The organism is Bradyrhizobium barranii subsp. barranii (assembly GCF_017565645.3).
Classification (GTDB): domain Bacteria; phylum Pseudomonadota; class Alphaproteobacteria; order Rhizobiales; family Xanthobacteraceae; genus Bradyrhizobium; species Bradyrhizobium barranii.
This window is the reverse complement of sequence record NZ_CP086136.1, coordinates 4,381,911-4,394,704: the sequence shown is the minus strand read 5'-3', so window position 1 is coordinate 4,394,704 and position 12,794 is coordinate 4,381,911. Positions and strand designations below refer to the sequence as shown.

The following is a 12,794-nucleotide window of genomic DNA, read 5'->3' as shown; positions in this document are numbered from 1 at the left end:
GACACCACCATGATCGAGATGCCTCCGGGCGTGACCCCTGAGAAAGAAGGCTTTGGCAACGTCATCTGGAACATTCTGGGCCAGACCTACACGCTGAAGCAGCATTCCGAGGCGTCGATGGCCTGGCATGCCGTGTTTCCGGATGGCACCTTCGTGCCGCCGCACGTGCATCCGACTCAGGATGAATTCGTCTATGTGCTGAGCGGCCGCTACGACCTCTGGCTCGACGGCAAGGACTTTGTCGCCAAGGCCGGCGACCTCGTCCGCATGCCCAAGGGCATCCCCCACGGCATTTTCAACAAGTCGGGTGAAACCGCCACCAGCCTGTTCTGGGTCGCACCGACGCGGTCGCTGAAAGAGCTGTTCGAGCGCATCCACAATCTCCCCGATCCGCAGGAGGTCGTGCGACGTGCCGCCGAACACGAGGTCAACTTCCTGCCGCCGCCCGCCTGAGGCCACGCCGATTCCGTCGACACGCAAACCGCGAGAACCGATGATGACCATGCTGACAACAACTTGGACGTCCATCTCCGAGAACGACCGCCGTCGGATAGCCCGGTGGCAAAAAGGCATGCTGGCCCTCGCCATCCTCTGCGAGATCTTTCTCGCCGCCGACTGGTATGCCTTCGCGGCCGTACTGCCCTTCGTCTCCGAGAGCCTCAAGCTCAATCCTGCGGAGGCCGGTCTTGCGCAAGGCATCTTTGCGCTGACCTACGGTATCGGCATGGTGGTGTGGTCTCCGGTCAGCCGGTCGATGACGGCGCGCAACATGCTGCTGATCGGGCTTGCGGGCACTGGTATCGGCATGGTGCTCCAGGTGTTCGTACAAAGCTACACACAGCTCGTGATGCTCCGGCTCGTGATCGGCTTCTTCGACGCCGGCATCTTCATCGGCAACATGAAGCTGATCTTCGGCTGGTTTCCGCAAAGTCGGCGTGGCTCGGTGGTAGGCATCATCCTCGCCGCCTACAGCCTCGCCATCACCATGGATTTCGCGCTCGGCATTCCCCTGACGATTGCGACCGGTTGGCGGACCTTCTTCGCCGTGCTGGCAATCGGCACGCTGCTCGTTGCAGCCGTCGACGCACTCGTCGTCCGCAACGATCCGCGCGAGCTCGGCATCGGCGGTTTCACCTGGGGCAACGAAACATCGCAGGGGCACCTGCCGCTCGGCGAGATCTTCCGCTCGAAATGGATCGCGGTCGGCGGCTTCGGCATCGTAGCCTGCACCTTCGCGATCGCCGGCACCGCCACCTGGGTGGTACCGGCCTTCATCACAGTACAGCACATGCCGCCGGAAGCCGGCGCTGTCATCGGCACCGTCATGGGGTTGTCGCAGGTGCTATTCCTGGTGATTGGCGGCTACATGTCCGATCGGCTCGGCAAGCCCTTCATGATCAAACTCACCGCATGTCTCGCTTTCCTGACCGCGCTGATGTTCCTGTGGAGCGTGGTCACACCGATGTCGTTCTCGATGCTGGTGCTGTTTGCAGCACTCAGCGGTATCGCGCTGCTCGGCGGCGGCGCTATCTTCGCCCTGCTCAGCGAAAAATACTCCGACGCGCTCGCACCGGCCGCGATTGGATACGCCGAGGTATTTGGCATCTTCTCGGCCTTCGTGGCGCCCTGGATGATGGGCGCCATCATCAACGCCTCGGCCGGCTCGTTCACCGGCGCCTTCATTGCTTTCGCGGTGGTCGAGCTCATCATCGTCGGCCTTTTGATGATCCTCGCCCGCGAGGACGTCAGTCAGGGCGCGGTGGTCGGAAGCCCCGCGGAATAAGATGCAGCGATCAAGGGCACGGGGCTGAAGCCCGTGCCCTTGGGACCTCGACAAAGGTCCATCTTTTGGGAAATCGGGCGCCCTCACCTTGTCCGCGGCGGGCAAGAGTGGCAATCTCGCATGCAAGTGCCCCAAGAGACCCCATCATGTCGCGCGCGAGCGCCAAATCGCTTCCCCAGCTGAGTCTGCGTATCGACCTCGACGGCGAGGATCGGATCGGGCCCGGCAAGATCGAGCTTTTGGAGCAGATCCGCGAGCAAGGCTCGATCTCGGCGGCCGGCCGCGCCATGGACATGTCCTACAAGCGTGCCTGGGATCTCGTGGACGAGATCAACCGCATTTGCGGACATCCCGTGGTCGAGCCGCAGGCCGGCGGCAAGAACGGCGGCGGCGCGATGCTCACTCCCTTCGGCGACAAACTTGTTGCGCGCTACCGCAAGATCGAACGCGACGCCGCGCGCGCCGTGCACAAGGAGCTGGAAGCGCTCAAGAGCGACATCGGCCGTTCGCGGAAATCGTGAACGGACGGGCGCGCATCCTGGCGGCTCACTATCGCATCCAGTGTGGCAGGGGCAGATTTTTCTTGCGCAGGAATTCCGGGTTGAACAGCTTGGATTGATAGCGCTGTCCGCCATCCGCGAGGATGGTCACGATGGTTTTGCCTGGACCGAGGTCGCGCGCAAGTCGCATGGCTCCAACGATATTGATCGCGCTTGAGCCGCCCAACACCAGTCCTTCATGCTCGATCAGGTCGAACAGGACAGGCAAGGCTTCCTCGTCCGTAATCTGATATGCCGTATCGATGGGGGTGCCTTCGAGGTTTCGGGTGACACGGACTTGCCCGATCCCTTCGGTAATGGAGTCTCCCTCTGTCGTCAGCTCGCCTTTGGTGAACCAATTGTAGAGAGCGGCCCCCATGGGATCGCTGAGCGCAATCTTGATGCCGGGATTTCGCTCCTTGAGGGCTCGCGCGATCCCACCCAAGGTACCGCCGCTCCCGACGGCACATGTGAAGCCGTCGATTCTTCCATCCGTTTGCCGCCAAATCTCGGGACCGGTCGTGCGATAGTGCCCCTCCCGATTGGCGACATTGTCGAACTGATTGGCCTAGAAAGCACCGAGCTCCTCGGCGAGCTGACCGGAATAGCGCGCGTAATGACCGGGATTGGAATAGGGAACGGCCGGCACCAGGCGCAGGTCGGCGCCGCACAACCGCAACATGTCCTTCTTCTCCTGACTTTGCGTGTCAGGCATCACGATCACGCTCCGATAGCCGCGTGCATTCGCCACGAGCGCTATGCCGATTCCGACATTGCCGGCTGTTCCTTCGACGATGACGCCTCCTGGCCCAAGCTTGCCGCATCGTTCGGCATCGTTGATCATGGCCAGCGCCGCGCGATCCTTGATCGAGCCGCCGGGATTGAGAAATTCGGCCTTGCCATAGATCTCGCAACCCGTGGCTTCCGACGGCATTCGCAGCCTGATCAATGGCGTGTTGCCGATAGCGTCCAGGAAACCCGTTCGAACGTCGCTCATCGCTTGCCACCTCTGCACGCCCGCAACTTTAGGCTGGCGAACAGGCAAAGCGATTCTCTAGTTCAGGCGACGCGTGCAACATTTCCGGCGTTCGACCGGCCCAACCGGCAATTCCATTCTTAGGCGGTGTTTTGTTTGCGCCTTTGGCCGAAGCCGCTAGTTCGGCCGCACCGACATTTCCGGCATCGGCTGGGTCAGCGCTTCGCCGAGCAGGCTCTGCTCGGCTTTCGGGATCGAGAAGCGCACCTTGAAGCCGTCCTCGGTCTGAAGCGTGATGATGCGCTGGGTCGTGTCGGTCGCCTGCTCGATCGCCCAAGACGCCAGCGGATAGGCGTAGCGCAGGCTCTGGTCGCCGTAGCGGGCCTTCAACGCCGCCTCGAGCAGCCCGGGCAGCGTCATGATGAGGGCGCCGACCTGGTTGAGCGAGACGCTGACCGCGGCGGGGTTGCCCGCCAGATCCTCGAAGCCCAGCGAGATCGCACCGCCGTCGGACGCCACCTCGCAGGTCGTGAGCTGCCTCACCTTGATTTCCATCGTCGGTCCCGGAACACGGTTCGCTATATTCATCACGATATATCGATATGTCCACCCGCGTCCAGCCCTGCTTTTCTGGAATTGATCGAACCGGCCGCCATGGTCGGCCCGGCGAAGTCGTGATATATAGTTCGATATAACGAGGCCCCGAACGGCCCGTTTCTGCAAGGGAGCGCAAAGCCAATGAGTGACTACAATCTTCTCATCGACGGCAAGATGGTGCCCGGCGACCAGACCATGCCGGTTCTCAATCCCGCGACCGAAGAGGTGCTGGCGCAGTGCCCGCGTGCCTCGAAGGCGCAGCTTGATGCCGCCGTCGCCGCGGCGAAGGCCGCCTTCCCGGCCTGGGCCGCGACCCCGATGGTGGAACGCCGCAAGCTCGTGAACGAGATGGCCGACGTGATCGAGGCCAATTCGGGAGAGCTCGCCCACATCCTCACCAGCGAGCAAGGCAAGCCGCTTGGCGACGCCACTGGCGAAGTCCTCGGCATGGCCGCGTTCTTCCGCTACCTCAGCTCGCTCGAATTGCCGATGAAGGTGATCGAGGATTCCGGTGACCGCAAGGTGGAAGCCTATCGCCGCCCGCTCGGCGTCGTCGGCGCCATCATTCCCTGGAACTATCCGCTCCTGATCCTCAGCTTCAAGCTGCCGTCGGCCCTGCTCGCCGGCAACACGCTGGTGGTGAAGCCGGCGCCGACAACGCCGCTGGCGACCCTGCGCTTCGCCGAGCTGATCAAGGACGTCCTGCCGAAGGGCGTGCTCAACTTCATCACCGACGCCAACGACCTCGGCGGCGAGATGACCAAGCACCCTGATATCCGCAAGATCTCGTTCACCGGTTCCTCCGCCACCGGGCAGAAGGTGATGGCGAGCGCGGCGCAGACGCTCAAGCGCATCACGCTGGAGCTCGGCGGCAACGACGCCGGTATCGTGCTCGACGATGTCGACCCGAAGAAGGTCGCTCCCGGCATCTTCGAGGGCGCGTTCCAGAACTCCGGCCAGGTCTGCCTCGCCATCAAGCGGCTCTACGTCCACGAGTCCGTCTATGACGAGCTCTGCAACGAGCTGGTCGCGATCGCCAAGAGCACGGTGGTCGACGACGGCGCCAAGCAGGGCACCAAGCTCGGGCCGCTGCAGAACAAGATGCAGTACGAGAAGGTGAAGACGTTCCTCGAGGACGCCCGCAAGAACGGCAAGGTGGTCGCCGGCGGTTCGGCGATGGACCGTCCCGGCTATTTCATCGAGCCGACCATCGTGCGCGACATCCAGGAAGGCTCGAAACTGGTCGACGAGGAGCAGTTCGGCCCGGTGCTGCCGCTGATCAAGTACTCCGACAAGAACGATGCGATCCGCCGCGCCAACGCCACCACCTACGGCCTCGGCGCGTCGGTCTGGTCGTCCGACATCAAGCGCGCACACGAGGTCGCAACGCAGCTCGAGTCCGGCACGGTCTGGATCAACAAGCACCTCGACATGGCCCCGCACATCCCGTTCGGCGGCGCCAAGCAGTCGGGCATCGGCACTGAATTCGCCGAGGAAGGTCTCGCCGAGTTCACACAGCTGCAGATCATCAACGGCCCGCCGGCGGCCTGATCGGAAAACCGGGGCCGCGGCGGAAACGTCGCGGCCCCAATTCTTTGCCATCAAACGGAGGCCGACCATGTTCGATGCGCAATGCGACCTCGCCGCCCTCGTCTACGAGGCGCATCAGGACCCCGACGCGGTCCTGCGCAGCTTTGCGGCGGATCTGAATGCGCGTGGCTGTCGCGTCGTCGGCATGGTTCAGGCCGGCCAATGCGCGGATTCGAGCCTGTCGGCCGTGCTGCTTCACAGCGGCGAGACGCTTCTGCTCGCGCAGGATTTCGATCCGGCCGCGCGCGGCTGCCGGCTCGATCTCGCGCGGCTGCAAAATGCGGGGATGCGGATCGCGGACGCCCTCTCGCATGGCGCCGATCTCGTCATCATCAACCGCTTCGGCAAGCGCGAACGCGACGGCAAGGGCCTGTCCCATCTGATTGGACGCGCGCTGGGCGCCGACATTCCCGTGGTGATCGCGGTCGGCAGAGACCATTTCGCCGACTGGATCAAGTTCGCCGGCGGCATGAGCGTCAGGCTCGGCTGCGAACGCGACGCGTTGGAGGCGTGGTGGCGGAGCATCTCCACAAGCAACGCGCAGCTTGACGTCGGATCACATCCTACGGTGTGCGAAATTCTGAAGTAAACGATCTGAGCCTGCCGGACTCGCGTACTTGTCCGTGAAGTCTTCACAGCAGCGCGCCGACTTCCCCTGTCGCCGCTGCGCAGGCAGTAGTTTCCCGGAATATGGCCGACGGTCGGGCCTCTGATACGCTTCTGCGGATTCAACCCGCTCACCCCGACATGCCCTGGGATCCCGAATGCCGGTACGTCGGCTAAAGCCATCGCGCGTCCTCGGCGTCGAGCGCTTCTCGGACTTCGACGAATTTCGCGCCAACGAGGTGCTCGGTCTCGGCACCAGCACGCCGCTCCATCCGCGGGAATTCTCGCTGTCTCGCGCCATCCTGCCGCTCCGCGACGGGCTCTTCGTGCTCCAGCGCTCCTTTGCACGGCGGTTTGAGGCCGAGATCGGCACGGACAACGGCGTCGGCCTCGTTGTTCCCCTCACCTTTCACTCCATCGCCAATGGCCGCGAGGTCGATAGTTCGATGATCGCCGTCATGCGCGGCAAAGCCCCCGTCAAGGCGATCGAGCATCATCCCAACACTTACCTGATGCTGCGCTTCAACTCGGACATGCGCCATCGCGGCTGGGCGGATTTCGACACCGGCCTCGCCTATGTCCGCACGCAGGACGATCCGATGACGCGCCTGCGCGCGGCTATCGTGGAGATGTTCTCGCTGGCGTCGGCATGCAACGATCCCCGGCAATTCGAGGCGCTCTACCGCCCGATCCAGGAAACGCTGCTCGCCGGCCTCGACGCCACCCTGCTGCCGGCAGGCGCACGCAGCGCCCGCCCCGGTTCATTCGACAAGCACCGCAAGCTGATCGCGCATCTCGACGACGTCGTTGCGCTGTTCGGCAGCAAGCCGCTCTACAGCGACGACCTCGCCGCCGCGCTCGGCGTGTCCGTGCGCACGCTCCAGGTCGCGACGCACGCGGTGCACGGCGTGAGCCTGCACCACTATCTACGCCTCAAACGGTTGTGGGCCGTTCGCGTCCAACTCATGACCGGGGGCGATGGCTTGACCGTCAAGGCCGCCGCGCTCGGCAACGGCTTTTGGCACCTGGGCGACTTCTCAAGGAGCTACAGACTGGCCTTCGGCGAAGCGCCGTCCGAGACGCTGGCACGCGGACGCCGTCCGTTGCATCTGGCCATCGGCGCCTGAGAGCGGATCGCCCCTCAGGCGCGACCGTTCTCTTTGCGGTGCCCGCTCTCGCTAATGCGGTCGACCCAGGCGATACCGATCGCGGAAATGATGAAGGTCAGGTGGATCAGCACCTGCCACATCACGCCGGACTCGGTGAAATTGCTGCGCGTGGTGCCGAGATTGCCGGCCTCGATGAAGGTCCTGAGCAGCGAGATCGAGGAAATGCCGATGATCGCCATCGCGAGCTTGATCTTCAGCACGCTGGCATTGACGTGGCTCAGCCATTCCGGCTCGTCCGGATGCCCATTCAGGTTCAGGCGCGAGACGAAGGTCTCGTAGCCGCCGACGATCACCATCACCAGCAGGTTCGAGATCATGACGACGTCGATCAGTCCGAGCACGACCAGCATGATCTGCTGCTCGCTGGCGTCGAACGAGTGCGCGACCAGGTGCCAGAGCTCTTTCAGGAACAGCAGCACGTAGACGCCCTGCGCGACGATGAGGCCGACATAGAGCGGCACTTGCAGCCAGCGCGAGCCAAAGATGAGTTGGGCGAATGGGCCGATTTTCGGTCGCGGCCCGGCGTGCGCCGAAGGTGCTTTGGGTTCAGACGTCATGGATCACTCCGGATTGCAGGCAGGAATTGTCGCCTCAGAGACTCGCGATGACGGGCGCGAGTTCGAGCGAACCGCGATAGATCATCTCGAAGGCGACGTAAACGATGATGGCGAGACCGACATAGGCGATCCAGCGCTGCTTCTGCAACACCCGGCCGAGCAGATCGGCGGCGACGCCCATCATCGCGACCGACAGCAACAGTCCGAACGCGAGGATGTAGGGATGCTCGCGCGCGGCGCCTGCGACCGCGAGCACGTTGTCCAGCGACATCGAGACGTCGGCGGCGACGATCTGCAACGCCGCCTGCCCGAAGGTCTTGCGCGACGCCGGTGCGCTGCCCGCGCTGCCGCCATGGCTCAACGAGAGCTCGGTGTGCGCGGACTGCTCGCGCAGCTCGCGCCACATCTTCCAGCACACCCATAGCAACAGCACGCCGCCGGCGAGCAGCAGGCCGATCACCTGCAGGAGCTGGGTCGCGACGCCGGCAAAGACGATCCGCAAGGCTGTGGCAGCGACGATGCCGACGATAATGGCGCGGCGGCGCTGCTCGGCCGGCAGGCCGGCGGCGGCAAGGCCGATGACGACGGCATTGTCGCCGGCGAGCACGAGGTCGATCAGGATGACCTGGAGCAGCGCGGTCAGCGCGTCGGCGGTGATGAATTCAGTCATGATTGATCATTTTTCGATGCAGACGGATCGAGCCATTGCGGCTTCTTCCGCTCGACCCAATCCAGGACCTTGGAGCGCGAGGCGCGCAACGCCGGGACGTCTTCGGCGAGCAGTGCGAGGCCGAGCGGCAGCATCCAGACTCCGAGCACCGGCAGGAAGGAGAGCACGCCGCCAACGATGAGCAGCGCGCCCGAAGGGATCCTCACCCAGCGGCTGGACGGTTTGAGCAGATAGGTGACGGTGTCGCCCATGCGCGCCGGCAGGCGGCGGACGAGCTTGTCGAGACGCGGGTCGCCACCGGCCATCTGGCGGGTGGTGACCAGGTTTCCTGTCGTCCGCTCGTCCGATGCTGTGCTCATGCTCACTCCTGCGCGGCGGCGCGCCGTTCAATGCCTGCGCTGCCCGGCGCCACCGGCTTTGCGCGCGGCAGCACGAGCGTCAGCAGGCGCAACAGCTTGATCGCCTGCACCTCATGGGGATGCACGTCCTCGTCCGCAGCCGCGACGCGCTCCGACAGTTCCATCAAATGGGCCGACAGCGGCAGGTCCGAGACCGGACGCAACGTGTCGATCACCACATTGGCAAAGTCGGGCTCCTCGAGCCGTTCCGCCAGTTCGTCGAATATCGCAAACAGCCGGTCGTCACTCATGTGCGGCGCCAGCCCGCGATCCCTGATGAAGCGGATCACCTCGTCGCGCTCGACCGGCGAAACGCGCCGGTCGGCGACGGCGACGAGCGCGCCGGCGATCACCAACGCGACCGCAGCCTGCTCGTTCAGCCTGGACGGTTCTGTGATCTCGATCTCGGTCGGATTTGAAGTGGCGGCGTCGGACATCGTAGCTCCCTTACGTTGCGAAATGACCGCGCGGGGCTGCGATGGGGACGATTGAGTCGGAGAGAACTCGAGAAGGCCCGACGATCGGCCGATCCATCGCATTCGCGCGGGACAGGTCATCCGACATCGCGAGGTTTTGCCGACATGGTCGGCGTCCTCGCCAGAGGGGCCCGGATTCTTGTTCGCTCCAGACATAAAGATGGGTGGGCCGGAATCAAGGCAACAAGACTGCGACCAGCCGCCGCATCGGGTTCCGTGTTGCTGGATGTGGTTAAGCAATAGTGCGCGTCTCTCCGTGTCCCGGACGCGCTGCAACGCCCTTCGCGTTGTTGCGCAGAGCCGGGACCCAGAAGGCCAAGCATTCCGCCGCAATATGGGCCCCGGTTCAGCAGCGCACCGCCGAAGAGGCGCTACGCTGCGTCCGGGGCACGAGACCGCCGTTTGACGCGCAACCTACCTCACGACCTCGACAAGATGCGCGCGCGACGGTGCGGGATCGAACCTCTCGCCGAAATATTGCGTCTCGTGCGCCACCAGTCCTTCGCGGAATTCCATGATGCTGACGACATAGGACGGCACGCCGTCATAGGTCAGCACGAACTCGCTCACCCAGAGATCGCCGCCGCCGACGATCCGGCGGACCGTGAAGCGCTTCTTGTTGGGCTGCACGAACCGGCTCTCCTGAATCGTCCTGCGGCCGCGGATGCGCTCGCCGGACTGCGGATAGTCGAGCACGGCGTCCTCGCGGTAGATGTCATGCTCGGCCTCGAAATCATTCGCGTCCGACGCAGCCCAATGGCGCTGAAGGGCCGCCAGTATCGCCTGATCATCCATCGCGATCTCCCGTCTTGCGGTGTCTGCTCCCCAGATCGGGGCGCGGACAGCCGGCGACAAGACCGGCTAGCAACGTCTAACAACGACTAACGGGCCAAAATTCCGACATGGATGCAGATTGGCATTGCAGCGACCTGGAATCCGCCAGAGCCGCGCCCGTCACACCGGGGAACCCCATGGCCCGTCTGCTCTCCGTCAACGTCGGCCTGCCGCGCGACATCGCGTGGCAAGGCAAGACCGTTTATACCGGCGTCTGGAAGACGCCCGTCAGTGGTCCGCGCAGGGTGCGCCGGCTCAACATCGACGGCGATGGACAGGGCGATACCGCCGGTCATGGCGGCGAGCAGCGCGCCGTCTACGTCTACCAGCGGGAGTCCTATCAATACTGGCAGGAGCACCTCGATCGAGCGAACCTCGTCCACGGTCAATTCGGCGAGAATTTTACCGTCGAGGGCCTCGCCGACAGGGACGTCTGCATCGGAGACCGTTACAAAATCGGCTCTGCCCTGTTCGAGGTGACGCAGCCGCGCGTCACCTGTTACCGGCTGGGGATTCGCATGGAGGAGCCGGACATGGCCGCGCTGCTCGTCAGGCACGGCCGGCCCGGCTTCTATTTTCGGGTGATCGAGGAAGGCGACGTTGAGGCCGGCGACGAGATCGTCCGGGTCGCTGACGGCCCCGAACGCATGAGCGTGTCCGAGATCAATGCGCTGCTCTATCTGCCCCCTCACCCGCGTGACCGCCTGGAGCGCGCGCTGAAAATTCCGGCGCTGAGCGGCGGCTGGCGTCATTCCTTCGAGGCGCTGCTCGAGCAGCAGCGCAAGGACACGACGGCGGGAAACGCCGGGCTCGGCCCGGCATCGAGCCCGCCTCCGGCCTGGCGCGGCTTCCGACCGTTTCGCGTCGCGCGCAAGATCGCCGAAAGCGGCAACGTGACGTCACTGATCCTCGAACCCACAGACGGACATCCCGTCGCCGCCGCCCTGCCCGGGCAATTCGTCGTCGTGCGGCTCGGCACCTCCACGGCACCGGCGATGACGCGCAGCTATTCGCTGTCGAGCCGTTCCGATGCCCCGTCCTGGCGCATCAGCATCAAGCGCGAAGCCCACGGCGCGGCAAGCCAATATGTCGCCGACGAGGTCAAAATTGGCGACGCCGTGCAGATCGGCGCGCCACGCGGAAGTTTCACGCTACGGCAAGATGCGCGGCCCGTCGTCTTGCTAAGTGCCGGCATCGGCGTGACGCCCGTGCTTGCGATGCTGCACGCGCTCGCCGCGGAGGCATCGACGCGAGAGGTCTGGTGGCTGCACGGCGCCCGCAACGGTCGCGAACATGCGTTCGCCGCCGAGGCGCGCGGATTGTTGACTGGGCTGGCCCACCATCACAGCCATGTCTGCTACAGCGCGCCCGATCCGGGCGATCGTCTCGATGTGGATTTCGACTCGATCGGACGTATGGACCTCCGGGTGCTTCAAACCCTCGGCGTCCCCTCAGACGGCGATTTCTATCTGTGCGGGCCGGCACCGTTCATGACCGATCTCTCGCGCGGGCTTGCCGCATTCGGCGTCGCAGCGGATCGCGTTCACACCGAGATGTTCGGCGCGGGACCATCCCTGACACCCGGCATAGCGTCCTCCCCGCAGAAGCGGGCGCACTTGCCGGCCGGCGCAACCGGCCCGGGTCCGATGGTCTCGTTCGCCCGCAGCGGCCTCAATGTCTGCTGGGGACCATCATATGCCAGCCTGCTCGAGCTGGCCGAAGCCTGCGACGTTCCCGTGCGCTGGTCGTGCCGGACCGGCGTGTGCCACAACTGCGAGAGCGGGCTCGTGGCCGGATCTGTCAGCTACGCGCCGGACCCGCTTGACGCACCGGCGGACGGCAATGTCCTGATCTGCTGTTCACGGCCCCAGGGCGACGTCGTGATCGATCTGTGAGTGTCGGCACTCACGCCGGACATGCGAGAAGACATGCGAGAGTTCGAAGATATGGGAGAGTTCAATGCGACCTGACATGATGCCGGGAGTAACCTTCCCCGACTACGAGCTCAGCGACCACACCGGCAAGCACCGAAAGCTCTCCGAGCTCCAGGGTGGCGATCCGATGGTGCTCGTTCTCGGCCGCGGCGGCTTCTGTCCGAAGGACCGCCGCCAGGCCGAAGGCCTGCTGCAACTCCATCGCGAGATGGAGGTCGGCTATTGCCGGCTGGTCACGATCACCACCGACAACATCACCCAGACCAACGAATATCGCAGCGGCGTCGGGGCGCACTGGCCTTTCCTGTCGGATTCGCGGCGGATCGTTCAGAAGGATCTCGACATCGCTGAATACACCGATCCCGTCCACAATCCGATGATCCCGCATGTCATCGTGCTGGAGCCCGGCCTGCGCGTTCACAAGATCTATAACGGCTACTGGTTCTTCGGACGCCCGACCGTCGAAGAACTGCGCCAGGATCTCCGAGCCGTCAGCATGAATTGCCGTCCGGACTGGGACATCACCGCGCCCGGGCTGAAGGCCCTCTGGGATCAAGGCCACAAGGAGCATTTTTATCCCTACGGCAAGGCTTACGTCGAAACTCTCGGCGAACGGGACTAGAACCACATTCCGGCTTCGTCCGTTCGGACGAATGCCGAGCCAG

General features: G+C 64.2%; 14 protein-coding genes and 1 pseudogene. 8 read left to right on the top strand and 7 right to left on the bottom strand.

All coding sequences use genetic code 11. From position 1 onward, the window contains the following. Window positions 1-9: 9 nt before the first annotated feature. The 3 genes from J4G43_RS20695 (at window position 10) to J4G43_RS20685 (ending at window position 2,304) form a co-directional block, all read left to right on the top strand. Complete coding sequence (locus J4G43_RS20695; protein WP_208086115.1) at window positions 10-453, top strand: cupin domain-containing protein; 444 nt, start codon at window positions 10-12, stop codon at window positions 451-453. 118 nt (window positions 454-571) lie between these two features. Then, window positions 572-1,783, top strand: a complete 1,212-nt coding sequence (locus tag J4G43_RS20690; RefSeq protein ID WP_208086114.1) for an MFS transporter — start codon at window positions 572-574, stop codon at window positions 1,781-1,783. 146 nt (window positions 1,784-1,929) lie between these two features. Continuing rightward, complete coding sequence (locus J4G43_RS20685; RefSeq protein ID WP_208086113.1) at window positions 1,930-2,304, top strand: winged helix-turn-helix domain-containing protein; 375 nt, start codon at window positions 1,930-1,932, stop codon at window positions 2,302-2,304. 28 nt (window positions 2,305-2,332) lie between these two features. Here J4G43_RS20685 and J4G43_RS20680 read toward each other — a convergent pair. After that, window positions 2,333-3,319, bottom strand: a pseudogene (locus J4G43_RS20680) (cysteine synthase A). 156 nt (window positions 3,320-3,475) lie between these two features. Continuing rightward, window positions 3,476-3,853, bottom strand: a complete 378-nt coding sequence (locus J4G43_RS20675) for a hypothetical protein (RefSeq protein WP_028159380.1) — start codon at window positions 3,851-3,853, stop codon at window positions 3,476-3,478. Between the two features lie 183 nt (window positions 3,854-4,036). Between J4G43_RS20675 and J4G43_RS20670 the strand changes: the two genes are divergently transcribed. The 3 genes from J4G43_RS20670 (at window position 4,037) to J4G43_RS20660 (ending at window position 7,218) form a co-directional block, all read left to right on the top strand. Then, window positions 4,037-5,446, top strand: coding sequence for an aldehyde dehydrogenase family protein (locus tag J4G43_RS20670; protein WP_208086112.1), 1,410 nt, complete (start codon window positions 4,037-4,039; stop codon window positions 5,444-5,446). 67 nt (window positions 5,447-5,513) lie between these two features. Further along, a complete protein-coding gene (locus J4G43_RS20665; RefSeq protein WP_208086111.1) occupies window positions 5,514-6,074 on the top strand; it encodes a DUF2478 domain-containing protein in 561 nt (186 codons plus the stop codon). A 175-nt stretch (window positions 6,075-6,249) separates the two neighbouring features. Next, window positions 6,250-7,218: a helix-turn-helix domain-containing protein gene (locus J4G43_RS20660; RefSeq protein WP_208086110.1), complete on the top strand. Its 969-nt coding sequence runs from the start codon at window positions 6,250-6,252 to the stop codon at window positions 7,216-7,218. A gap of 14 nt (window positions 7,219-7,232) precedes the next feature. On the opposite strand, the gene J4G43_RS20655 is transcribed toward J4G43_RS20660, so the two are convergent. The 5 genes from J4G43_RS20655 to J4G43_RS20635 all read right to left on the bottom strand — a co-directional run bounded on the left by J4G43_RS20655 (window position 7,233) and on the right by J4G43_RS20635 (window position 10,156). Continuing rightward, window positions 7,233-7,817 (bottom strand): TIGR00645 family protein, encoded by a 585-nt coding sequence (locus J4G43_RS20655; RefSeq protein WP_208086109.1) that lies wholly within the window; start codon window positions 7,815-7,817, stop codon window positions 7,233-7,235. Between the two features lie 34 nt (window positions 7,818-7,851). Continuing rightward, on the bottom strand, window positions 7,852-8,487 hold the full coding sequence (locus J4G43_RS20650; RefSeq protein ID WP_063984006.1) for a TerC family protein: 636 nt from the start codon (window positions 8,485-8,487) through the stop codon (window positions 7,852-7,854). After that, window positions 8,484-8,846 carry a hypothetical protein gene (locus J4G43_RS20645; protein WP_208086108.1) on the bottom strand — a complete coding sequence of 121 codons (363 nt, stop codon included), beginning with the start codon at window positions 8,844-8,846 and terminating at the stop codon, window positions 8,484-8,486. Before J4G43_RS20645 ends, J4G43_RS20650 begins: the two co-directional genes overlap by 4 nt. Before the next feature lie 2 nt (window positions 8,847-8,848). Then, window positions 8,849-9,322, bottom strand: a complete 474-nt coding sequence (locus J4G43_RS20640) for a TerB family tellurite resistance protein (RefSeq protein WP_208086107.1) — start codon at window positions 9,320-9,322, stop codon at window positions 8,849-8,851. 453 nt (window positions 9,323-9,775) lie between these two features. Continuing rightward, window positions 9,776-10,156, bottom strand: coding sequence for a nuclear transport factor 2 family protein (locus J4G43_RS20635; RefSeq protein WP_208071012.1), 381 nt, complete (start codon window positions 10,154-10,156; stop codon window positions 9,776-9,778). A 176-nt stretch (window positions 10,157-10,332) separates the two neighbouring features. Between J4G43_RS20635 and J4G43_RS20630 the strand changes: the two genes are divergently transcribed. Both J4G43_RS20630 and J4G43_RS20625 read left to right on the top strand, forming a co-directional pair. Then, window positions 10,333-12,090 (top strand): MOSC and FAD-binding oxidoreductase domain-containing protein, encoded by a 1,758-nt coding sequence (locus J4G43_RS20630; protein WP_208086106.1) that lies wholly within the window; start codon window positions 10,333-10,335, stop codon window positions 12,088-12,090. A 64-nt stretch (window positions 12,091-12,154) separates the two neighbouring features. Continuing rightward, entirely contained in the window at window positions 12,155-12,751 is a 597-nt protein-coding gene (locus J4G43_RS20625) for a redoxin domain-containing protein (protein WP_085404858.1), read from the top strand. The last annotated feature ends 43 nt before the right edge of the window (window positions 12,752-12,794 follow it).